Annotated in this window: 11 protein-coding genes and 3 rRNA genes; 5 read left to right on the forward strand and 9 right to left on the reverse strand. The window is 69.5% G+C overall.

What is annotated here, in order from left to right; genetic code table 11:
• Position 1: 1 nt before the first annotated feature.
• Positions 2 to 550, reverse strand: coding sequence for a GNAT family N-acetyltransferase (locus OG206_RS15365; protein WP_327116355.1), 549 nt, complete (start codon positions 548 to 550; stop codon positions 2 to 4).
• Between the two features lie 164 nt (positions 551 to 714).
• On the opposite strand from OG206_RS15365, the gene OG206_RS15370 reads away from it, so the two are divergent.
• Positions 715 to 1146, forward strand: coding sequence for a cytidine deaminase family protein (locus tag OG206_RS15370; protein ID WP_327116357.1), 432 nt, complete (start codon positions 715 to 717; stop codon positions 1144 to 1146).
• A gap of 97 nt (positions 1147 to 1243) precedes the next feature.
• On the opposite strand, the gene rrf is transcribed toward OG206_RS15370, so the two are convergent.
• From rrf to OG206_RS15390, 4 genes are all read right to left on the reverse strand, one after another.
• Positions 1244 to 1360 (reverse strand): 5S ribosomal RNA (gene rrf / locus OG206_RS15375).
• Between the two features lie 79 nt (positions 1361 to 1439).
• Positions 1440 to 4565, reverse strand: a 23S ribosomal RNA gene (locus OG206_RS15380).
• A gap of 298 nt (positions 4566 to 4863) precedes the next feature.
• Positions 4864 to 6389, reverse strand: a 16S ribosomal RNA gene (locus OG206_RS15385).
• Together the 16S, 23S and 5S rRNA genes form the textbook arrangement of a ribosomal RNA operon.
• Positions 6390 to 7059: 670 nt before the next feature.
• A complete protein-coding gene (locus OG206_RS15390) occupies positions 7060 to 7617 on the reverse strand; it encodes a MarR family winged helix-turn-helix transcriptional regulator (RefSeq protein WP_327116359.1) in 558 nt (185 codons plus the stop codon).
• A 141-nt stretch (positions 7618 to 7758) separates the two neighbouring features.
• Between OG206_RS15390 and OG206_RS15395 the strand changes: the two genes are divergently transcribed.
• Positions 7759 to 9057, forward strand: a complete 1299-nt coding sequence (locus OG206_RS15395) for an MFS transporter (protein ID WP_327122285.1) — start codon at positions 7759 to 7761, stop codon at positions 9055 to 9057.
• Positions 9058 to 9064: 7 nt separating this feature from the next.
• On the opposite strand, the gene OG206_RS15400 is transcribed toward OG206_RS15395, so the two are convergent.
• Together OG206_RS15400 and OG206_RS15405 are read right to left on the reverse strand one after the other, a co-directional pair.
• Positions 9065 to 10738, reverse strand: coding sequence for an ATP-binding SpoIIE family protein phosphatase (locus tag OG206_RS15400; RefSeq protein ID WP_327116361.1), 1674 nt, complete (start codon positions 10736 to 10738; stop codon positions 9065 to 9067).
• Positions 10739 to 11071: 333 nt separating this feature from the next.
• Positions 11072 to 12505, reverse strand: a complete 1434-nt coding sequence (locus tag OG206_RS15405) for an NAD(P)/FAD-dependent oxidoreductase (protein WP_327116363.1) — start codon at positions 12503 to 12505, stop codon at positions 11072 to 11074.
• 337 nt (positions 12506 to 12842) lie between these two features.
• Here OG206_RS15405 and OG206_RS15410 point away from each other — a divergent pair, with 337 nt between their 5' ends.
• Both OG206_RS15410 and OG206_RS15415 read left to right on the forward strand, forming a co-directional pair.
• Entirely contained in the window at positions 12843 to 13643 is an 801-nt protein-coding gene (locus tag OG206_RS15410) for a TetR/AcrR family transcriptional regulator (protein ID WP_327116365.1), read from the forward strand.
• 410 nt (positions 13644 to 14053) lie between these two features.
• Positions 14054 to 16060: a sigma-70 family RNA polymerase sigma factor gene (locus OG206_RS15415; RefSeq protein ID WP_327116367.1), complete on the forward strand. Its 2007-nt coding sequence runs from the start codon at positions 14054 to 14056 to the stop codon at positions 16058 to 16060.
• Here OG206_RS15415 and OG206_RS15420 read toward each other — a convergent pair.
• Entirely contained in the window at positions 16047 to 19325 is a 3279-nt protein-coding gene (locus OG206_RS15420; protein WP_327116369.1) for a BTAD domain-containing putative transcriptional regulator, read from the reverse strand. The genes OG206_RS15415 and OG206_RS15420 overlap by 14 nt on opposite strands.
• 103 nt (positions 19326 to 19428) lie before the next feature.
• A complete protein-coding gene (locus OG206_RS15425) occupies positions 19429 to 21540 on the reverse strand; it encodes an asparagine synthase-related protein (RefSeq protein ID WP_327116371.1) in 2112 nt (703 codons plus the stop codon).
• Between the two features lie 942 nt (positions 21541 to 22482).
• Here OG206_RS15425 and OG206_RS15430 point away from each other — a divergent pair.
• On the forward strand, positions 22483 to 23982 hold the full coding sequence (locus tag OG206_RS15430) for a sporulation protein (protein WP_327116373.1): 1500 nt from the start codon (positions 22483 to 22485) through the stop codon (positions 23980 to 23982).
• The last annotated feature ends 4 nt before the right edge of the window (positions 23983 to 23986 follow it).

Here is a 23986-nt window from a genome sequence, read left to right on the forward strand (position 1 = left end):
GTCAGCGCCGCAGCTCGAACTCCAGCTCCAGCGCGTCCGGGTCACCCTCCAGCCGCACGCTGCGTCCGGTCGGGACGAAGCCGATGCGGCGGTAGGCGGCCGAGGCCCGCACGTTTGCCTGGTGGACGTACAGCCGCACCCGTTCCACCGGCGGGCCGGTCAGAGACCACGACCAGTCGATCGCCTCCCGGACGAGCGCGTCCAGCACCCCACGCCCCCGGTGCCCCGGCCGCACGAACACACCCACGAGATGCGTCTGGTCGTACTCGGCCGCCTCTCCGAACCCCGGCTCGTCGGCAGGGCGTTCGACGAGCACCGAAACCGTCCCCACCCAGCGGCCGTCAGGCGCCTCGGCGATGAACTGACGGGACAGCCGGCCCTCGGCGGCGTCGGCCGTCCGCTGCTGCCAGAACTCGTCCGGCCTGAGAACCGAGCGCTCGTACGTGTCGAGAAAGGCGATCGGCGCCACCGGGTCACGCAGTGCCGCCAGACGGATCTCCCTGACCGGCTCCCACTCCCCCGCCCGCACACCGCGAATGACATAGTCCATGCGCCGATGGTGCCCCGCGGTGTCCCTCCGGGCAAACGACTTGGGACGCGCCGGTCAGTCGTCCAGCGACAGAGCGTTCCTGGCCCGGTCGACCAGAACTGGGTTGCGCGGCATAGGTCACGCGGGGCAACGTCACCTGACACCTCACGAAGGCGAAGAAGACAATGACGCAGGCTCCACAGGTCGACCACGAGCTCATCCGGGCCGCGGCCCACGTCGCACGCACTCGCTGCCGGGGCGACAACCACACCATGGCGGCCGCGGCCCGTACCCAGGACGGACTGATCGTCACCGCGGTGAACGCCTATCACTTCACCGGAGGGCCCTGCGCCGAGCTGGTTCTCATCGGTACGGCTGCCGCTCAAGGCGCCTACGACCTGGACACCATCGTCGCCGTCGGAGACCGCGACCGGGGGGTCGTTCCCCCGTGTGGACGCTGCCGCCAGGTCCTCCTGGACTACTTTCCGGCTCTGAAGGTCATCGTCGGAGCCGGCTCCCGGCTCAGGACCGTCTCCATCACAGACCTTCTTCCCGAGAGCTACATCTGGGCCGATCACCAGCTCGACTCCGAGGAGACCGAGCCACCCAGCAGCTGACGACACCGGTCAGAAATGAACGGGGCGGGCTCGACCTTTGGCCGGGAACGCAGAAAAGCCCCGTGCCACAAGGGCACGGGGCTTTCCCGGAATAATTGTTCGGCGGCGTCCTACTCTCCCACAGGGTCCCCCCTGCAGTACCATCGGCGCTGAAAGGCTTAGCTTCCGGGTTCGGAATGTAACCGGGCGTTTCCCTAACGCAATGACCACCGAAACACTATGAAATTAACCAACACCGGATGAAAACACGGCCGTTCGTTATTTCAGAACTAACACAGTGGACGCGAGCAACTGAGGACAAGCCCTCGGCCTATTAGTACCAGTCAGCTCCACCCGTTACCGGGCTTCCACATCTGGCCTATCAACCCAGTCGTCTACTGGGAGCCTTAACCACTCAAGGTGGTGGGAATACTCATCTCGAAGCAGGCTTCCCGCTTAGATGCTTTCAGCGGTTATCCTTTCCGAACGTAGCCAACCAGCCATGCCCTTGGCAGGACAACTGGCACACCAGAGGTTCGTCCGTCCCGGTCCTCTCGTACTAGGGACAGCCCTTCTCAATATTCCTACGCGCACAGCGGATAGGGACCGAACTGTCTCACGACGTTCTAAACCCAGCTCGCGTACCGCTTTAATGGGCGAACAGCCCAACCCTTGGGACCGACTCCAGCCCCAGGATGCGACGAGCCGACATCGAGGTGCCAAACCATCCCGTCGATATGGACTCTTGGGGAAGATCAGCCTGTTATCCCCGGGGTACCTTTTATCCGTTGAGCGACAGCGCTTCCACAAGCCACTGCCGGATCACTAGTCCCGACTTTCGTCCCTGCTCGACCCGTCGGTCTCACAGTCAAGCTCCCTTGTGCACTTACACTCAACACCTGATTGCCAACCAGGCTGAGGGAACCTTTGGGCGCCTCCGTTACTCTTTAGGAGGCAACCGCCCCAGTTAAACTACCCATCAGACACTGTCCCTGATCCGGATCACGGACCCAGGTTAGACATCCAGCACGACCAGAGTGGTATTTCAACGGCGACTCCACAACCACTGGCGTGGCTGCTTCAAAGTCTCCCACCTATCCTACACAAGCCGAACCGAACACCAATATCAAACTATAGTAAAGGTCCCGGGGTCTTTCCGTCCTGCTGCGCGAAACGAGCATCTTTACTCGTAGTGCAATTTCACCGGGCCTATGGTTGAGACAGTCGAGAAGTCGTTACGCCATTCGTGCAGGTCGGAACTTACCCGACAAGGAATTTCGCTACCTTAGGATGGTTATAGTTACCACCGCCGTTTACTGGCGCTTAAGTTCTCAGCTTCGCACACCCGAAAGTGCACTAACCGGTCCCCTTAACGTTCCAGCACCGGGCAGGCGTCAGTCCGTATACATCGCCTTACGGCTTCGCACGGACCTGTGTTTTTAGTAAACAGTCGCTTCTCGCTGGTCTCTGCGGCCACCCCCAGCTCATGGAGTAAATCCAATCACCAGTGATGGCCCCCCTTCTCCCGAAGTTACGGGGGCATTTTGCCGAGTTCCTTAACCATAGTTCACCCGAACGCCTCGGTATTCTCTACCTGACTACCTGAGTCGGTTTAGGGTACGGGCCGCCATGAAACTCGCTAGAGGCTTTTCTCGACAGCATAGGATCATCCACTTCACCACAATCGGCTCGGCATCAGGTCTCAGCCTTAATGTGTGACGGATTTGCCTACCACACGGCCTACACCCTTACCCCGGGAACAACCATCGCCCGGGTTGGACTACCTTCCTGCGTCACCCCATCGCTTACCTAGTACAAGTCTGGTTCGTCGGCTCCACCACTACCCTCAACTCCGAAGAGATCGGGCCGGCTTCACGGACTTAGCATCGCCTGATTCAGTATTGGGCGTTTCAAAGCGGGTACCGGAATATCAACCGGTTGTCCATCGACTACGCCTGTCGGCCTCGCCTTAGGTCCCGACTTACCCTGGGCAGATCAGCTTGACCCAGGAACCCTTAGTCAATCGGCGCACACGTTTCTCACGTGTGTATCGCTACTCATGCCTGCATTCTCACTCGTGAACCGTCCACAACTCGCTTCCGCGGCTGCTTCACCCGGCACACGACGCTCCCCTACCCATCCACACAGGCGTTGGCCCTATATGTGTGAATGACACGACTTCGGCGGTACGCTTGAGCCCCGCTACATTGTCGGCGCGGAATCACTTGACCAGTGAGCTATTACGCACTCTTTCAAGGGTGGCTGCTTCTAAGCCAACCTCCTGGTTGTCTCTGCGACTCCACATCCTTTCCCACTTAGCGTACGCTTAGGGGCCTTAGTCGATGCTCTGGGCTGTTTCCCTCTCGACCATGGAGCTTATCCCCCACAGTCTCACTGCCGTGCTCTCACTTACCGGCATTCGGAGTTTGGCTAAGGTCAGTAACCCGGTAGGGCCCATCGCCTATCCAGTGCTCTACCTCCGGCAAGAAACACACGACGCTGCACCTAAATGCATTTCGGGGAGAACCAGCTATCACGGAGTTTGATTGGCCTTTCACCCCTAACCACAGGTCATCCCCCAGGTTTTCAACCCTGGTGGGTTCGGTCCTCCACGAAGTCTTACCTCCGCTTCAACCTGCCCATGGCTAGATCACTCCGCTTCGGGTCTAGAGCGTGCAACTCAATCGCCCTATTCGGACTCGCTTTCGCTACGGCTTCCCCACACGGGTTAACCTCGCTACACACCGCTAACTCGCAGGCTCATTCTTCAAAAGGCACGCAGTCACGACGCACCGAGCAAGCTCGATGCGCGACGCTCCCACGGCTTGTAGGCACACGGTTTCAGGTACTATTTCACTCCGCTCCCGCGGTACTTTTCACCATTCCCTCACGGTACTATCCGCTATCGGTCACCAGGGAATATTTAGGCTTAGCGGGTGGTCCCGCCAGATTCACACGGGATTTCTCGGGCCCCGTGCTACTTGGGTGTCTCTCAAACGAGCCGTTGATGTTTCAGCTACGGGGGTCTTACCCTCTACGCCGGACCTTTCGCATGTCCTTCGCCTACACCAACGGTTTCTGACTCGTCTCACAGTCGGCAGACTATGAAAGAGAGATCCCACAACCCCGCATGCGCAACCCCTGCCGGGTATCACACGCATACGGTTTGGCCTCATCCAGTTTCGCTCGCCACTACTCCCGGAATCACGGTTGTTTTCTCTTCCTGCGGGTACTGAGATGTTTCACTTCCCCGCGTTCCCTCCACACTGCCTATGTGTTCAGCAGCGGGTGACAGCCCATGACGACTGCCGGGTTTCCCCATTCGGAAACCCCCGGATCAAAGCTTGGTTGACAGCTCCCCGGGGACTATCGTGGCCTCCCACGTCCTTCATCGGTTCCTGGTGCCAAGGCATCCACCGTGCGCCCTTAAAAACTTGGCCACAGATGCTCGCGTCCACTGTGCAGTTCTCAAACAACGACCAGCCACCCATCACCCCACCCTTACAGGTGAGTGCACTGGGGCCGGCAACCGAAGGCAGCCTCACGGCCATACCTTCAGATACCCAACAGCGTGCCCGACCCGACCAACCCGTTCCCGTTTTCCACGCCGAAGCAGTACTCACAAAAACTTGCCGATCGTGCCGAATAGTCAACGTTCCACCCATGAGCAACCAGCACCGAACATTCGCCGGTGTACTGGCCTCTGGTCAGCCGAAGCTGACAAGAAGTGCTCCTTAGAAAGGAGGTGATCCAGCCGCACCTTCCGGTACGGCTACCTTGTTACGACTTCGTCCCAATCGCCAGTCCCACCTTCGACAGCTCCCTCCCACAAGGGGTTGGGCCACCGGCTTCGGGTGTTACCGACTTTCGTGACGTGACGGGCGGTGTGTACAAGGCCCGGGAACGTATTCACCGCAGCAATGCTGATCTGCGATTACTAGCAACTCCGACTTCATGGGGTCGAGTTGCAGACCCCAATCCGAACTGAGACCGGCTTTTTGAGATTCGCTCCGCCTCGCGACATCGCAGCTCATTGTACCGGCCATTGTAGCACGTGTGCAGCCCAAGACATAAGGGGCATGATGACTTGACGTCGTCCCCACCTTCCTCCGAGTTGACCCCGGCAGTCTCCTGTGAGTCCCCATCACCCCGAAGGGCATGCTGGCAACACAGAACAAGGGTTGCGCTCGTTGCGGGACTTAACCCAACATCTCACGACACGAGCTGACGACAGCCATGCACCACCTGTATACCGACCACAAGGGGGGCACCATCTCTGATGCTTTCCGGTATATGTCAAGCCTTGGTAAGGTTCTTCGCGTTGCGTCGAATTAAGCCACATGCTCCGCTGCTTGTGCGGGCCCCCGTCAATTCCTTTGAGTTTTAGCCTTGCGGCCGTACTCCCCAGGCGGGGAACTTAATGCGTTAGCTGCGGCACCGACGACGTGGAATGTCGCCAACACCTAGTTCCCAACGTTTACGGCGTGGACTACCAGGGTATCTAATCCTGTTCGCTCCCCACGCTTTCGCTCCTCAGCGTCAGTAATGGCCCAGAGATCCGCCTTCGCCACCGGTGTTCCTCCTGATATCTGCGCATTTCACCGCTACACCAGGAATTCCGATCTCCCCTACCACACTCTAGCTAGCCCGTATCGAATGCAGACTCGGGGTTAAGCCCCGAGCTTTCACATCCGACGTGACAAGCCGCCTACGAGCTCTTTACGCCCAATAATTCCGGACAACGCTTGCGCCCTACGTATTACCGCGGCTGCTGGCACGTAGTTAGCCGGCGCTTCTTCTGCAGGTACCGTCACTTTCGCTTCTTCCCTGCTGAAAGAGGTTTACAACCCGAAGGCCGTCATCCCTCACGCGGCGTCGCTGCATCAGGCTTTCGCCCATTGTGCAATATTCCCCACTGCTGCCTCCCGTAGGAGTCTGGGCCGTGTCTCAGTCCCAGTGTGGCCGGTCGCCCTCTCAGGCCGGCTACCCGTCGTCGCCTTGGTAGGCCATTACCCCACCAACAAGCTGATAGGCCGCGGGCTCATCCTTCACCGCCGGAGCTTTTAACCCCGCCCCATGAGGGACAGAGTGTTATCCGGTATTAGACCCCGTTTCCAGGGCTTGTCCCAGAGTGAAGGGCAGATTGCCCACGTGTTACTCACCCGTTCGCCACTAATCCACCCCGAAAGGCTTCATCGTTCGACTTGCATGTGTTAAGCACGCCGCCAGCGTTCGTCCTGAGCCAGGATCAAACTCTCCGTGAATGTTTTCCCGTAATCGGGATCACAACACGAGAGCGGAACAACCAGGTCGGAATATGACCGGCTGTTCACAGCGTCCTCGCTGTTGTTGCCTACCGGATCCGAAGATCCCGCAGGACTTTTCAAAGGAACCACCAACCTGCCGAAGCAGGCCGGGGTATCAACATATCTGGCGTTGACTTTTGGCACGCTGTTGAGTTCTCAAGGAACGGACGCTTCCTTCGGTCCCGTTTCACCGGGGCCCTCCGGGCGCTTCCCTTCGTTCTTGCGTTTCCGACTCTATCAGACTCTTTCGTGTCCGATTCCCGGTCGAAGCGGGCTACTGCTTGTTTCGCTTTCCAGTTCTTCGCTTTCGCGTTTCCCTTTCCGGCGAGTCCGACTCTATCAGATCCTTTCGGGCCTGATTCCCAGTCAGTGGGGCTTGCCATCCGGGCTGTTGGGCCCTTCCGACGTCCAAACTCTAGCGGATTTTCCCGGCGACTCATAATCGAGCTGTCGAATTGAATTCCGGCATGCCGAAATTCTCTCCGGTGGGAGATCGTGCTGAGTTTGGTTGCCGCATTCGCGGCGGGATCGGCTGCCCCGGATCCGTACCGACTCCGTGACAACTCGAAGAACCATACGGATGCGGGAGCGCTGTGTCAACCCCTCCCTGTACCCCGTCTTCGGGCGTTCAGTCCAGGTCGGTGAGACGGCCGCCGGCGTCGGGCTGCTCGTGCTCCACGCGGCGCAGGAGGCGGATGAGTATCTCGCCCAGAGCTCCACGTTCGTCGCCCGAGAGGTCCTGGAGGAGGTCCTCCTCGAAGCTGGTCGCCATCCTCATCGCCTCGAGCCATTTCGTACGACCCTCGTCGGTCAGTTCGACGATGACGCGCACCCGGTTGTTCTCGTCCCTGTCCCGGGTGACGAGACCCTCGCCGGCCATCCGGTCGATGCGGTGGGTCATCGCGGCAGGGGTGAGGCCCAGGCGCTTGGCCAGCTCACCCGGTCCCAGGCGGTACGGGGTACCGGCGAGGACCAGGGTCTTGAGGACCTCCCACTCGGCGTTGCTGATGCCCAGCGCCGCGACCTGTCTGCCGTAGGCGACGTTCATCCGGCGGTTCAGCCGGCCGAGCGCCGACACGACCTGTTCGACCTGGGGGTCGAGGTCCCGGAACTCTCGCTGATAGGCCGCGATCTGCTCGTCGAGGCTCGGCTCCTGGAGCTCGGGCTGCTCGGTGGTCTCAGACATGGCGGGCAGTATCGCACGCCCTCATGCCTGTCGAAGTCCTTCGGGCTGTAGACTTCATCTTCTAACTTTAGTGTTAAAGTCTACGAGTCTGTGTTCTTCAAAGTTCTTCGACTCTTGAGGTAGGTGAGTGTGACCAGGGAGATGGGTGCAGCGCTGCGGCGGATCCAGCTGGGCAGCGCGCTGAGCGCGTTCGGCCTCGGGTTCACCGTCCCGTATCTGTACGTCTACGTGGCGCAGGTGCGGGATCTTGGTGCCGGTACGGCGGGTGTCGTACTGGCTGTCTTCGCCATGGCCGCGCTGGCCGTACTGCCGTTCACCGGTCGGGCCATCGACCGGCGCGGGCCCCTGCCCGTGCTCGTCGTGGCTGCCGGGGCGGCCGCCGTGGGCGCCGGTGCGCTCGGTGTGGCGGACAGCGTGGTGACCGCGGTGCTGTCAGCCGCGGTCCTGGGCGCCGGGACCGCCGTCATGCAGCCCGCCCTCGCGACGATGCTGGTGTGGTGCTCCAGCACATCGACCCGCACCCGTGCCTTCGCCATGCAGTTCTTCCTGCAGAACCTCGGCCTCGGTATCGGCGGCCTGGTCGGCGGGCAGCTGGTGGACGTCGACAGCCCGTCGAGCTTCACCCTGCTGTTCCTGATCGAAGCGGCGATGTTCGTGGTCCTCGGCGTCGTCGCCGCCACGGTGCGCATGCCCCGGGCCCCGTCCATCCCCGATGCGGTGCCCACCGACGGCGTCGCGCCCAAGGCGGGCATGCGGGTGCTGCTCTCGCACCGGGCCATGGTGCAGCTGTGCGTCCTGGGCTTCGTGATCTTCTTCGCCTGCTACGGACAGTTCGAGTCGGGCCTCGCCGCATACGGCACGGAGGCCGCCGGGATCGAGCCGTCCACGCTGGGGCTGGCGCTGGCGGCCAACACCGCCGTCATCGTCGCCGCGCAGTTCGTCGTGCTCCGCCTCGTCGAGCGGCGGCGGCGCAGCCGGGTCATCGCGGGCGTCGGTCTGATCTGGGCCTTCGCCTGGATCGTGGCGGGCTACGCGGGCCTCGGGCACGGCAGTCAGACCATGGCGACGGCCGCGATGATCTCGACGTACGCCCTGTTCGGTCTCGGTGAGGCGATGCTGTCGCCGACCGTCGCCCCGCTCGTCGCCGATCTGGCACCCGAGTCCATGGTCGGCCAGTACAACTCGGCCTTCGCGCTGGTCAAGCAGCTTGCCCTGGCGGTGGGGCCGGCCGTGGGCGGGCCCATGGGGGCGTCGCTGCACGGGCCGTACATCGTGACGTTCGTGCTGTTCTCGCTGGGCATCACCGTGCTGGCCCTGAAACTGGGCCGGCGGCTCACCCCCGTACAGGACAAGCCGTCGCTCGTGGCGGTGCCCTCGCGGGTGGTCGCCGTGTCGATGCCCGAGGGCGAAGCGGCTGCGGCCGCGGCCGCCGTGCGCTGAGGCGGGCTCAGCCGGGGAGTGCGAACTCGCACCACACCGCCTTGCCTCCCCCGGGGGTACGGCGGCTGCCCCACGACGAGGCGATGGTCGCGATGATGGAGATGCCGCGTCCCGCCTCGTCGGCGGGCTCGGCTCGCCGGCGGCGCGGCAGGTGGTCGTCCCCGTCCGTCACCTCGATGATCAGGCGGCGGTCGGTGCGGCGCAGACCGAGACGCATGGGCGGGGTGCCGTGCTGCAGGGAGTTCGCCACGAGCTCGCTCGCGGCGAGTAGGCCCAGGTCGCAGAGTTCGACGGGGAACCGCCAGGAGGCCAGGACCCCGGTCGCGAAGGCGCGTGCCCTCGGTGCCGCTTCGATTCCGCCGAGGAGTTCGAGCGAGGCGTTGTGGAAGAGTTCGGCGCTCGTCCCCGTACGGGCGGGGTGCTGGACGACGAGCACCGCCACGTCGTCGTCGTGCTCCGCTGTCACCCCCAGGGCGCGGATCAGCCGGTCGCAGACCACCTGGGGCGATCCCTTGGCGCCGGACAGCGCGCGTTCCAGGGCCGCCACTCCCTCATCGATGTCCTCGCTGCGGCGTTCGACCAGGCCGTCCGTGTAGAGCACCGCGGTGGAACCCGGCGGCAGCGCGATCGTCCCCGAGGTGTGCACCCAGCCGCCCGTGCCCAGCGGCGGTCCGGTGGGGTCCTCCGCGCGGTGGACCGCCCCGTCCTCGTCGCACACGAGGATGGGGAGGTGCCCGGCGGAGGCGTAGACGAGGTGCCCCTCGTTGGGGTCGTGCACGGCGTAGACGCAGGTGGCGATCTGGTTCGCGTCGATCTCGGCGGCGATGACGTCGAGGAGCTGGAGGATCTCGTGCGGCGGCAGGTCGAGGCGGGCGTAGGCGCGGACCGCGGTGCGCAGCTGCCCCATGACGGCCGCGGCGCGCACCCCGCGTCCCATCACGTCACCGATGACGAGGGCGGTGCGTCCGGCGCCGAGGGTGATGACGTCGTACCAGTCGCCGCCGACCGCCGCGTCCGTGCCGCCCGGCTGGTAGGTGGCCGCGATCCGCAGGTCGTCAGGTTGTTCGAGGTCCTGCGGCAGCAGCGAGCGCTGGAGGGTGACGGCCGTCTCGCGGTGGCGGCGTTCACTGGAGCGCAGCCGCTCCGCCGCCTCGGCGTGGTCGGTGACGTCGGTGGCGTAGACGAGGACGCCGGGCTCGCTGTCCGTGGCGCCCGCGGCCACGGGGGTGCACGTGACCGTGTACGAGCTGCCGGCCAGGACCTTGCGTGACTTGACCGTGCGGGAGGTGCCGCTGCGCAGGACCTGGTCCAGGAGCGGCAGCAGGCTCAGTTCGGAGAGCTCCGGCATGGCCTCGGCGGCGGGTGCCCCGCACGGCCGGGGTCCGAAGGCCGTCGTGTAGGCCTCGTTGACGTAGGTGATGCGGTGGTCGGGGCCGTGGAGCAGCGCGACGGGGGCGGGCAGACGGCCCAGCAGGGCGCCGGCCGACAGGGCCTCCAGAGAGGGGCCCGGCACGGGGCCGGCGGGTTCCGGGGCGGATTCCGGGGCGGATTCCGGGGGTGCGGCCGCGGGTGCCGGCCGCGCGGACTCCGCGCGGGCGGCGGGTACGGAACTGCGGTCGTCCCGCGCGGCGGCTCGACGCTGCGTTCCGGGGAAGCGGGCGCTCCAGCGCGTGAAGTTCACGGAATTTCTGGCCTCGTGTGTCGGTCTGGTCCGCTCGGGCGAGCTGCTTCGTCTGCTGTTCCCGCACCGTTCCCCCCGCAAGCGGTCGTGCAGGGGGGAGGTGCGGGGGGCGGGGCTCCCGGGAAATCACAGCCGGGCTCTTCGTGCTGTCGGTCGTCGCTGCCGGTCACTGTAGGTGACTACCGGGCGGGTCACTCTGCGCAGGTGCGGGCCCGCCTATGGTCACACGCCCAGTGTGACCGACCGTACTGTCAGTTGAGGTACGGCAAGGGGTACGGCCGCCCGGCCACGGCCGTTCTCCGGGCGGCTCGGCAGTGCGCGCGTCGCCCGGGCTCAGCCGGACGCGCGGGGCGGCTCCCCGTCCTTCGGCGGGGAGCCCTCGGGGGGTGCCGGGTGCGCGTGTCCGCCTGCGGCCAGGGCGAACTCGGCCCGCGGGTGCTCGAGCGATCCGAGGGAGACGATCTCGCGTTTGAACAGGCCGGCCAGGGTCCACTCCGCGAGGACCCGCGCCTTCCGGTTGAACGTCGGTACGCGGCTGAGGTGGTAGGCGCGGTGCATCAGCCAGGCCGGATACCCCTTGAGCTTGCGGCCGTACACGTGCGCGACGCCCTTGTGCAGGCCGAGCGAGGCGACGGACCCGGCGTAGGAGTGCCGGTAGTCCTCGGTGGGCCGGCCGGCGAGCGTGGCGAGGATGTTGTCCGAGAGGACCTTGGCCTGGCGTACCGCGTGCTGGGCGTTCGGCGCGGTCTCCGTGCCCGGTTCGGCCGAGGTGAGGTCCGGCACGGCGGCGGCGTCGCCGGCCGCCCAGGCGTGCGGGGCCCCGTCGACGGCGAGCGCGGCGGTGCAGCGGATCCGGCCGCGCTCGGTGAGGGGCAGGTCGGTGGCCGCGAGGAGCGGCGCGGGTTTGACGCCGGCGGTCCACACCAGCGTGCGCGTGGGGAAGCGCGACCCGTCGCTGAGCACGGCGACCCGGCCCTCGCAGCTGTCCAGACGGGTTTCGAGGCGTACGTCGATGTTGCGGCCGCGGAGTTCCCTGACGGCGTACTTGCCCATCGCCTCGCCGACCTCCGGCAGGATGCGCCCCGTCGCCTCGACAAGGACCCACCTCAGGTCGGCGGGCTTGATGTTGTGGTAGTAGCGCGAGGTGTAGCGGGCCATGTCCTCCAGTTCCCCGAGCGCCTCGACGCCTGCGTAGCCGCCGCCCACGAAGACGAAGGTGAGGGCGGCGTCGCGGACGGCGGGATCCCTGGTGGCCGAGGCGATGTCCATCTGTTCGATGACGTGGTTGCGGAGGCCGATGGCCTCCTCGACGGTCTTGAAGCCGATGCCGAAGTCGGCGAGACCCGGAATCGGCAGGGTCCGAGAGACGGACCCGGGAGCGATGACGATCTCGTCGTACGGGATCTCTACGGCGCCGGTGCCGTCGTCCGCTGTGGCGAGCGTCGTGACCGTCGCGGTGCGCTTCGCGTGATCGACCCGCTCCGCCTCGCCGATGACGATCGTGCAGTCCTTGAGGACCCTGCGCAGCGGCACGACGACGTGGCGGGGGGAGATCGATCCGGCGGCCGCCTCGGGCAGGAACGGCTGGTAGGTCATGTAGGGCTCGGGCGTGACCACCACGATCTCGGCCTCACCGCTCTTCAGTCTCCGCCGCAGCTTCCGCTGGAGACGCAGTGCGGTGTACATCCCGACGTAGCCGCCGCCGACGACGAGAATGCGCACACTTGGCCGGGTGCCGGGGGACGTGCCCCGGGAATCTGGTGCCATCACCTTCCCATGACGCAACGGAGTCCGGAGTTTGTCCACAGGCCCGGCAAATTGTGTGACCGGAGCTCGTCGATCAGGGGGCGGGGTCCGGGCGCCCGGCGATCGCGCAGCTTCCCAGGTCAGGTACGACGGGCGGGCGGACCCACGGGGGGCGAATCGGGGCCCAACCGGTCCTTGCTCCGATCGGGGGGCGCTCCGTGCGGAACTACCCCCTTCTGAATTGACCCGGGCTCAACTATGTTCGTACCCCGTCGGGGTGTCGGAATCGGACAGAGGTCCACACCCGGCGGACAGGGCGGGAAGTCTCCGGGGGGAGACGTCATAACCGGGGGAAGTTATGCACATTCAGGATTTGCATGGGCAGAGTGCTGTCGGCTCCACCGCTGAGGGCCACGGGCGGCTGAGCGCGGTGGCTGCGGTGGGCGCGGTCGGGACGGCGGCGATCGCCTCCCGTTCGGCACCGCTCCGTGTGGATGCACAGCGCAATCTCGAACACGTCCTGCGCGCCGCGCGCGAGGTGTTCGGCGAGCTGGGTTACGGCGCTCCGATGGAAGACGTGGCCCGCCGCGCCCGGGTCGGAGTCGGCACGGTCTACCGGCGTTTCCCGAGCAAGGACGTGCTCGTCCGCCGGATAGCCGAGGAGGAGACCGCGCGGCTGACCGATCAGGCGCGGTCGGCCCTAGGGCAGGAGGAGGAACCGTGGTCCGCGCTCTCCCGCTTCCTGCGGACCTCGGTGGCGTCCGGGGCAGGGCGGCTGCTGCCGCCGCAGGTACTCCGGGTGGGGGCGGAGCCCGAGGAGGCGGCGATACCGGTCCAGGCCGCGGCGGACGGCGACACGCGCGTCCCGCATCAGCGGCAGGTGACGGGCCAGCCCGGCCTCCGGGTGGTCGAGCAGCACGCGACGGCCGAGGAGGCCCTCGACGACGACCCGGGGGTGGCCGAGCTGCTCGAAGTCGTGGGGAGTCTGGTGAACCGGGCTCGCGAGTCGGGTGAGCTGCGCGGCGATGTGACGGTGGCCGATGTGCTGCTGGTCATCGCCACGGCGGCGCCGGCCCTGCCGGACCCCGCTCACCAGGCCGCCGCCTCGGCCAGGCTGCTGGACATCCTTCTGGAGGGGCTCCGCTCCCGCCCCGCGTAGCCGCGGGAGGACAGGCGAACGCACCGGCCGGCGGGAGCTGTCTCCCACCGGCCGGACGTCGTCACGGGGCAGGGTTGACCGGGCGACGACCGGGGGTCGGAGCGCGCGACAGGGGTTCCGCGTGGGTCCGGAGCGGTCCTGCGGTCACCCGGAGGCGGCCGGATCCCCGCTGGGAACCATCCCCGCGTACGGGCCGAGGCCGAAGCAGCGGCGGCCGGACCCGCTGTGACCGGACGTCAGTGCGGTTCGGAGGGCATCCGTCCTTCCCCGCAGGAGTGACGTCACACCCCCCGCAGGGGTGAAGACACCCCGGACGAGTGGTTGCCCCTGCCCAGGGTCCGTCGCGGCGTGGCGCTGTGGCACTCTGGCCCCGGTATTTCGGGTCCGAGGGTGCATACGGGGGCTTCGCGATGAACGGTGACGCGCGGCAGGAAGAACCGGCCGGCGGTAGCGCCGCCGTGGGCGGGAGCGACGGGACGGGCACCGACGGCCCGACGCCCGGTCACGTGCCGAACCAACCGCCGGGGCCGGCCGGCCGTGACCGGTCCGGGGACTCCGCCGGGGGCGGCACGGTGCTCCCCGGCCCCTGGTCGCCCGCCGAGGAGGCCGGGCCCCCGGATCCCGGAGCGGGGACCACCCCCGCGTACGCGGTCCCGCTGCAGCGCGAGGGCCGGGCGGGCTCCGCCGATCTCGGCCCGTCCGACGCCCAGTTGATCCAGGGCATGCGTGCGGGGGACGACTCGGCGTACGAGGAGCTGTTCCGGCGGCATTCGGGAGCGGTGCGCCGCTACGCCCGTACGTGCTGCCGGGACGCCCACACCGCCGACGACCTGACGGCCGAGGTGTTCGCCCGGACCCTGCAGGCGGTGCGCGGCGGCAAGGGGCCGCAGGAGGCCGTCCGGGCCTACCTCATGACCGCGGTCCGGCATGTGGCCGCCGCCTGGACGAAGAGTGCGAAGCGCGAGCACCTGGTCGACGACTTCGCCGTGTTCGCCGCTCAGGCCACCCGCTCCAGCGAGCTGTCCGAGGCCGACACCGTCGACCTCGGGGCTGACGTGCTGGCCATGCACGAGGCCGACAGGTCGATGGCCATGCAGGCGTTCCGCAGCCTGCCGGAGCGCTGGCAGGCTGTGTTGTGGCACACCACGGTGGAGGAGGAGTCGCCGAGCGAGGTCGCCCCGCTGTTCGGCCTGACGGCCAATGCCACGGCGGTCCTGGCCGTACGCGCCCGCGAAGGGCTCAGGCAGGCGTATCTGCAGGCGCATGTGAGTCAGGCGCTGACGGCCGGCGGTGACTGCGCGCAGTACGCCGACCGGCTCGGCGCCCACGCCCGGGGCGGACTGCGGACCCGTGCCGAGCGCGGGCTGCGCAAGCACCTGGACGAGTGCGCCAGGTGCCGGGTCGCCGCGGGTGAACTCGACCGTGTGAACGCCGGGATTCCGGCGCTGCTCCCGGTCGCGGTCATCGGTTGGTTCGCCGCGGGGTACGCGGTCAAGGCGGCGGGCGTCGCCGTCGGCGGAGCGGTGGGGGCGGCCGGTGCCGGAGCGGCCGCCGCGGCCACGGGCAGCGCGTCGTCGGGCAGCGGTGCGGCGGGCGGGGCCGCCGTGTCGGAAGGGCTCGGCGCCCCGGTGAAGGCCGGGATCGCCGCCGCGGTGGCCGTGGCGGCGGCCGCCGCCGGGCTGGTGTGGGCCCTGTCCGGCGACGACCGGGCGCCGGAGGAGCGTCCCGTGGCGAAGCCGCCGGCTGCCGCACCCGCGGCTCCGGTTCCCGCTCCTCCGCCGGAGCCGGAACCGAAGCCGGAACCGAAGCCGTCGCCGTCGCGGCCCGCCCCGCGGGCACCCGAACCGCCCGCCCCGGAGCCGACACCGCCTGCGGCACCTGTTCCGACCCCGGCGCCGACTCCCGCGAAACCCACCCCGGCGCCACCCGCGCCCGCTCCGACGGAGCCCGCACCGGAGGAGCCGGTACCGCCCGCGCCGGAGGTCTACCAGGTGAACCGCCTGGCGTACTCCGTCGTCGGGGACCACACGCAGCCCGAGATCGTCCTCCGCGGGAGCACCGGGGTGTTCTGGCAGCGCGACGTGCTGTCCATCTCCACCAAGTCCTATGCGCACGGTGTGACCGCTCCCTCCCTCTCGTCGGTCACCGTGGAGCTCAACCGGACGTGCACCCGCTACGAGGCGTCGGTCGGGGTCGACGACCTGACGCTCGGTCTCGGCGCGGTGCGCTTCTCCGTGTACGACGGTGCGGGGGCGCGGCTGTGGCGGTCCCCGGTGATGCGGGGCGGTGACCCCGCGGTCCCGGCGAGCGTCGGCATCCAGGGGCGGGAGAGCATCAGGCTCGTCGTGGAACCCTCGGGGGCCCTCGGCGGGGTGGCCCTCGCCGACTGGGCGGAGTCCCGGATCAGCTGCCGCTGACCGGCTTCGTCCCGGACCGGCCCCGGCCGGTCTCGTCGGCGACCTCCGTCAGCAGCGCGATGGCGTCCCTCGGTGTGAGCCCCTGCCCCGCGGCGCGCTCCTCGGCGTACGCCCGCTCGCCCAGCCGTTCGCGCAGGGCCTCCAGCAAGGCTTTCACCTCGGCCTCCTCCACCGCGGAGCGCGGCCCGTACGCCCGCCAGGTGTCGGACGCCGCGAGGAGGCGGACCGCGGTGGCGTGCCGGCCGACCTTGGGCAGGATGCTTCCGGCTGCCTCCGCCAGATGTGCGGTGACCACCTCCGCGCACTCGGCTTCCACGGCGAGGCGGAGCGCGTCGGTGACCCCGCGCAGCCCGGCTTCGGGGCCGGCCTCCGGCTCGAACACGCTGATGCGGGCGGAGAGGCCGAGAACCGCCGCCGCGAACTGCGGGGGCGGATTGCCGTACGACTCACCGCAGTTCACGGAGTCGATGTACCGGCGGGCCTCCGCGACCTGGCCCGCGGTGAGCGCGATCGAGGCGCGCAGGAATCCGATGTAGGCCCTGGCGTCCAGGACCTGCCGGCGCTCGGCCTCCGCCTCCGCCTCGTCCAGACCCTTCCTCGCGGAGTCGAGGTCACCTGTCCGGTAGGAGAGTTCGGCGAGGCGCCCCAGCAGGAACGGCGTCTCGGCGTGGGCTCCGACCTCCCGGGCGAGTTGCAGCGCCTCCTGGTAGTCGGCCCGCGCCTCGTCGTACCTCCCTCGCATCATGTCCGCCTCGGCCGCTGCGCTCGCGACCTGGGCGCGCAGGTACCGGTCGCCGTTGCGGCGGCTGAGGACGCGCAGCTCGGCGAGGTCCTCGTCGATGCCGTTCGTGCCGAGGGGGGTGTCGACGAGCATGTGGGTGCGGAACATCAGCGTGACGCCGTACTCCCAGTCACCGCCGTACGCACGGGTGTTGGCGACGGCCGCGTCGAAGTGCGCGTGGACGTGGGGTGTGTACTCACGCCGCATGTACAAGGTCATCGGCCAGAGCAGTCCGGGGAACCGGGCGGCCTCCGGGCCGCAGGCGCCGAAGACCTCGGTCACCTTGCCGATCAGGGTGAGGAGCTCCTCGTCCTCGTTGATGCTGTCCGTCGGCCGGTTCTCCATCGCGAGGAGGAACCGCAGCATGTGCAGGTGCATCCGCGGCCAGTGGCGGGGATCGGCCTCGTCGGGCGGATCCTCGCCGAGTGCCGAGACACGTTCGGTCCAGGACAGGCCCTCGACACGGAAGTTGCGCAGCCACCAGAACCAGCCCATGGCGAGCACCAGGCGCATCGCCACCGGTTCGCAGGGGCGGGCGACGACCGTGCGGTGGAGGACGGCGCGGATGTTGTCGAGGTCGGCCTCCAGGCGTTCGATCCACGGAAGCTGGCCTTCGGAGCGCAGGAGGCCGTCGGCCTCCTCGGCCAGTGCGAGGAAGTACGCCGTGTGGGCGGAGGCCGCGGCGTCGCGGACGCCGGGGGTCTCGGCGGCGCGCTCGGAGGCGTATTCGTGGATCGTCTCCAGCAGGCGGTAGCGCATGTCGCCGCCGGTGGGGGTGGCGACCACGAGTGACTTGTCGACCAGTGCGCCCAGCAGGGCGGCGGCGTCGGGACCGGACACCGCTTCGGCCGCCGCCAGGTCCCATCCGCCCGCGAATACGGAGACCTGCCGCAGCACGGTCCGCTCGTCCGGGGACAGCAGGTCCCAGGACCAGTCCACGACCGCCCGCAGCGTCTGCTGCCGGGGCAGCACGGTGCGGCTGCCGCTGGTGAGCAGTCGGAAGCGGTCGTCGAGGCGGTCGGCGATCTGGCGTGGGGTGAGCAGCCGGAGGCGGGCGGCGGCGAGTTCGATGGCGAGCGGGAGACCGTCGAGTCTGCGGCAGATCTCGGCCACGGCTCCCGGATCACCGCCCGCTCCGGTGTCCGGGGCGAAGTCCGGCCGGACGGCGCGGGCGCGCTCGGCGAAGAGGCGGTGTGCGGGGTCAGGTGGCAGGGGGCCGACCGGACGGACCGTCTCACCCGGCACGCCCAGCGGCTCGCGGCTGGTGGCGAGGACGCGCAGTCCGGGGCACCGGGTGAGGAGCGTCTCGGCGAGGGCCGCGGCGGCGTCGATGACGTGCTCGCAGTTGTCGAGCACGAGCAGGAAGGGGCGGTGACGTGACCGGTGCGACAGGTGCTCGACCAGCCGCTCGGTGGGGTCCTGCGGCACGGCGTGCCCGTCGCGTGCGCCGCCCTGCAACAGGGCCGTCTCCCGCAGACCGAGCGCGGAGAGCACGGCGCCGGGGACCGCCGATGGGTCGTCGAGCGGGGCGAGTTCGGCGATCCAGGCGCCCTGCCCGGCCGCGGACTCCTCGGCGAGCCTGGTCTTGCCCGAACCGCCGGGGCCCGTGAGGGTGACGAGCCGGGAGCGGGACAGATCGGAGCGGATGAGGCGGAGTTCGGGCTCACGGCCGACGAAGGAGGTGAGCCGGGGCCGGATGTTGCCCTCGTCGGGACTCGGATCGCCCGGAACCCGCGGATCGCGCAGGGCCGCCCGCCCGGACGGTCCGCCGGCGTCGAGGAGTTGCCGGTGCAGCGCGCTGAGTTCCGGCCCCGGATCGGTGCCGAGACCGTCGGCGAGGGCCCTGCGCGCCTCCTCGTACGCGACGAGCGCGTCGGCCTGCCGGCCCTCGGCGCGCAGGCCGCGCAGCAGTTGCGCGCGCAGCCGCTCGTCGTACGGGTGGGCGGCCGTGAGCTCCCTGAGTTCGGGGACGAGGCCCGCCGTGGCGCCGCGGGCGAGGTCGGCCTCGACGCGCTGCTGGAGCGCGGTGAGCCGGTGGGCCTCCGCCCTGCGCCCGGACTCGTCCCCGGGGAGATCGGCGAGGGCGGGACCGCGCCACAGGGCGAGCGCGCCGCGCAGGGTGCCGGCGGCGGCCTCGGGCCTGCCGGAGGCGAGCTCCGCGGAGCCCTGCCGGACGAGCCGCTCGAAGACGTGGAGGTCGACGTCGTCCGGACCCGCGTCCAGCCGGTAGCCACCTGGGGCCGCCGTGACCGCCTCCCTGCCGAGGGCGCGGCGCAGCCGGCCGACGAGGGCCTGGAGCGCGGCGGGCGCGTCCAGCGGCGGCTCGTCCGCCCATACGTCGTCGATGAGCGCGGCGACGGACACGGGGCGACCGGCCCGTAGCGCGAGCGCCGCGAGCAGGGTGCGCAGCCGCGCGCCGCCGACGGGCAGTGCTCCGCCGTGCTCGTCTCGCGCCTCGGTGACGCCCAGGATCAGGTACCGCACCGGGCCATTGTGTCCCGGCGGCCGTCCGTCCGTTCATCGGTACGGCGGGCGGCCGCGACTGTGTCCGCCGACCGGTGCGGCGGACGATCACGGATCCGGTGCTTCAGGACTGCAGCGTCCGGCGCGCCGGGACCACACCGGCGGCCACCGCTCGTTGGCGCGGTGCCGCCGTGCCCGTCCAGCAGGTGCCCCGGCGCGTGACCAGGCGGCGGAGCCACAGCTCCGTGGACGCCAGCTCGGCCAGGCCGTCCAGCGGGAGGGGCTCACCCTCGGACGCGGCGCGGAGGGCCTTGCGTACGACGCGCGCCTCGATCAGGCCCGCGTCGGCGAGCAGGGGCGCGTCGAAGAGGGCGATCAGGTCCGGCAGGGCGGCACGCAGACCGAGCCGTCCCGCCGCGGTCGAGGTCGCCTGGGACGGGGTGCCCCATCCGGGCGGCAGCTCGTGGATGCCGGCGCCCGCGAGCACCCGGCGCAGGATCGCGGCCCTCGCGCCCGGCTGGACCCGCAGCGATTCGGGGAGGGCGCGGGCGGCCCGTACGACCTGGTTGTCGAGGAAGGGGGCGTGCAGCCGCTGGCTGCGGATCTCGGCGGCCTGCTCCAGGATCCGCTGGCCGGCGGCGTGCCGGGCGAGCGCGGCGCGGGCGCGGGCCTCTCCGGGGCGCTGGACCGAGGCGGGCCGGAAGGCCGCCTCCTGAAGGCGAACCGATACTTCCGCGAGTGCCTCACCCGTGAGCCAGCGTGCGGCGGGACCCGGCCGCGACCAGGTGAGGGAGGCGAGCGAGGCGTCGGCCGGGGTGTCGAACCCGGGGATGTCGCGGTTGGCCTCCGGCAACACGGAGGCGGCCGTCTCGAGGCCGGTGCGGTACGACGTCCTGGCCAGCCGGCGGGCGGCCCGGTAGACGGCCAGCGGGACGAACAGGGAGTGTGTGGAGGGCCCTTCGGCCCTGGCGAGCGCGGCGACGGGCCGCAGGATGTGACGTCTGCGCCGGTCCATGAGCAGGTCGGCCAGCCGGGCGGGGTGCGCGTCCAGCACCTGACGGGCGCCGTGGCCGACGAAGTGGTCGGCGCTGCCCGCGGCGAGCCGTCTCCGGTGGCGTTCGGCGACGACGAGGGAGGGGGCGGGCTCGTCGGTGAGCGGCCCGTTCTCCAGCGACGCGTAGGGCAGGGCGTCCTCGCCCGCCGCGACGACCACATGGTGCAGCCGCGGGTTGGCGGCGATGGCGCGAGCGCGCTCCATCTCGTCCTCGTGGCCCTGCGTGGACAGGTCGTTGAAGGTGACGGCGAGGAGCCGTTCGCCCGCTCCCGTGCCGTGGCCCAGGAGGGTGCCGGGGAGTCCCGGCAGTCCGGCGGCGAGCAGCGCGAGGGTGGCGGAGGCGCTGCCGCCCGAGAGGTCCGCCCCGATACCTGGGACGGGGGCGCCCCGCGCCGCGCGGCGTTCGGCGGGTCCCATGCCGGGGACGGGCCCGGGGTCGGGCGGCAGGGTCTCCGGGGCGTGGCGCGGGGCGGTCAGCCGGGCGCGTACGGCGTCGACCAGCGCGTCCCGCACGCCCTCGACCGCTCTCACCGGGTCGGTCTGCGGGGCGGCCACCGCGAGCGAGGCGACCGCTTCGTACCCGGTGATCTCTCGCGAACCCTCCCGGAGGATCAGCGCGTGCCCCGGCGGGATCCGTCTGACCCCTTCGTACGGTGTGCCGTCGCCCAGTGCCTCCGGGGTCTCGGGGCAGGCCAGCAGCGCCGCCAGGTGGCCGATGTCGAGCTGCGCCTCGATGAGGTCGGCGAGCGGGAGGGCAGCCGTGGCGTACGCGGTGCCGTTGGCCCAGGGGGTGTGGAAGACGGGGCGCGCCCCGGCGAGGTCGCCGGCGACGGTGATGCGCCGGCCGACCTGCACGACGGCCGTGTAACTCCCGGACCAGGCCGTGAGGTGGCGCAGTGCTCCGCCGCGGGCGGCCAGCAGCCCCACCCGCAGCTGCTCGTCGGTGGCGCCGCAGCAGCCGAGCACGGCGAGCCGGGCGGTGGGCGCGCCCTCGGGGGTCGCGACGGTGATGACGCGGATCTCGTCGGGTCGCCAGTCGCCCACGGCCCACAGCGGATCCGGGTCACCCCACAGGAGTCGGGAGCCGACGGGGTGGACGGTGCGCCCCTCCCCGTGGCGGCCGACCGCGCCCACGGTGCCGAAGCTCGCGGCGATACTGCTCCACCCCACCAACCAACGCATCGCCGCCTCCACAGGCCGTGGACGAACCGGCGTACCAGGACACGGGGAACGCCGTCGCGGGACATGCTGCCACGACAACGGCGCCCCGGAGGGGGTACGGGCGGCGCACGACGGATGTGCATGCGCCCCTGGCAAAGGCCCGGCCGCGGCTCCTGGGATCCCGTCGCGACGGTGCGGGCGGCTCCAGGGGGTGCGGCCGCCGGTCCGGGAGGCGGGCCGCGCCAGGGCCGGGGCGTGGAACCACTGGGATCCGGCCATACTCGGGCCGCTCCCCGGGGGGCCTGTGCGAGCGTTGCGATTCAGCCATTCTCCGAAGGCGAAGGGACCGCGCGTTTCACTACGGCCGACGCCCCGCGCACAGCCTGCGGTGCGCCCCCACGGGCACTCCGAACGCCGGTGGACGACCTCGTGACGTGGCCCCGGAACGGCCCCCCGGAGCATGTGGACGTGCGGGCCGGCGCATCCCCCCGGTGCGCCGGCCCGCACGTCCGCTCCCCCGAACCACCGTGCGGCGCACAGTCCGGGAGGTGTTCGTCACCTCCCGGACCGGTTCGCCGCCCGCGGGGATTGGGGCGGCGGATTCCCCCAGCCCGCCGAGTCCAGTTCAGCGGGCCGACCCACGCAGGACCCATCGAAGCGCTTGCGATTCGGCCGGGCGAGAGCGCACGGCCGGGCGCACGGCCACACACCAGGAGCACGGCCGCGACGCCCTCTGTCGCACGCACAACATTCCCGCCATACGGAGGTCTGCCCCTTAACGGTGGGGATGCGGCGAACTACGCTGGGTGTACCGATGTTCTCGCCGGGGCGGCATATTCCACGGGGCCTGGCCAAATGCGTGTGCGGCCGGAGTGCCCGGGACCGCACCTGGGGAGAACACGGTACGAATGCCGCGCGCCCGACCGGTGACGCGGCGGCCGTCTGTGTGTCGAGGGGTGGCTCATGTCCAGGGAGCAACGCGGGCCGAACGAGAAGCTCGGCACGGTTCTCGCCCTCGCGGGAATCAGCAACGCCGGCCTCGCCCGGCGGGTCAACGACCTCGGAGCACAGCGCGGTCTGACACTTCGCTACGACAAGACCTCGGTGGCCCGCTGGGTCGCCAAGGGCATGGTGCCGCAGGGTGCCGCCCCCCACCTGATCGCGGCGGCGATAGGGGCCAAACTGGGCCGCCCGGTCCCGTTGCACGAGATCGGGCTTGCGGACGCCGATCCGGCGCCGGAGGTGGGCCTCGCCTTCCCCCGTGACGTGGGGGAGGCCGTGCGTTCCGCGACGGACCTCTACCGGCTGGATCTCGCGGGGCGCAGGGGCGGCGGGGGGATCTGGCAGTCGCTGGCGGGTTCCTTCGCGGTGAGCGCCTACGCGACCCCCGCGTCCCGGTGGCTCATAACCCCCGCCGACCCGTCGGTGGCCCGCGACCCCTCCGACGCCCAGGCCTCGTTGTTCGGCCCCGAGGGCGCATCCGGGGCGCAGGGGGGCGGGGTGCCCGTCCAGCCGGGACCGGACTCCGCACCCGGCGTCTCGCCGCTGCGCGTCGGCCACAGCGACGTCACCAAGCTGCGCGAGGCGGCCCAGGACGCGCGCCGCTGGGACTCCAAGTACGGCGGTGGCGACTGGCGTTCCTCCATGGTCCCGGAGTGCTTACGCGTCGACGCCGCACCGCTCCTCCTGGGCTCCTACAGCGACGAGGTGGGCCGGGCCCTCTTCGGCGCCTCCGCCGAACTGACCAGGCTCGCCGGGTGGATGGCCTTCGACACCGGCCAGCAGGAAGCCGCCCAGCGCTACTACATCCAGGCGCTGCGCCTGGCCCGCGCCGCCGCCGACGTACCCCTGGGGGGATACGTCCTGGCGTCCATGTCCCTGCAGGCGACCTACCGGGGCTTCGCCGACGAGGGCGTCGACCTCGCGCAGGCGGCGGTCGAGCGCAACCGGGGCCTCGCCACCGCCCGGACCATGAGCTTCTTCCGGCTCGTCGAGGCGCGCGCCCACGCCAAGGCCGGAGACGCACCCGCCGCCGGAGCCGCGCTCAGGGCGGCCGAGAGCTGGCTGGAACGCTCCAGGACCGGGGACTCCGATCCGTCCTGGCTCGGGTTCTACTCCTACGACCGGTTCGCCGCCGACGCCGCCGAGTGCTACCGCGACCTCAAGGCACCCCGCCAGGTCCGCCGCTTCACCGAGCAGGCCCTGTCCCGGCCCACCGACGAGTTCGTCCGCTCACACGGACTGCGCCTCGTCGTGTCGGCCGTCGCCGAGCTCGAGTCCGGCAATCTCGACGCCGCCTGCGCGGCCGGCACCCGGGCGGTCGAGGTGGCCGGGCGCATCTCGTCCGCGCGCACCACCGAGTACGTGCGCGACCTCCTGCACCGCCTGGAGCCGTACGGGGACGAGCCTCGCGTGGCCGAACTGCGCGAGAGGGCCCGTCCGCTTCTCGTCACACCGGTCTGAGGTC

The sequence above is a fragment of the Streptomyces sp. NBC_01341 genome, from assembly GCF_035946055.1.
GTDB lineage: Bacteria > Actinomycetota > Actinomycetes > Streptomycetales > Streptomycetaceae > Streptomyces.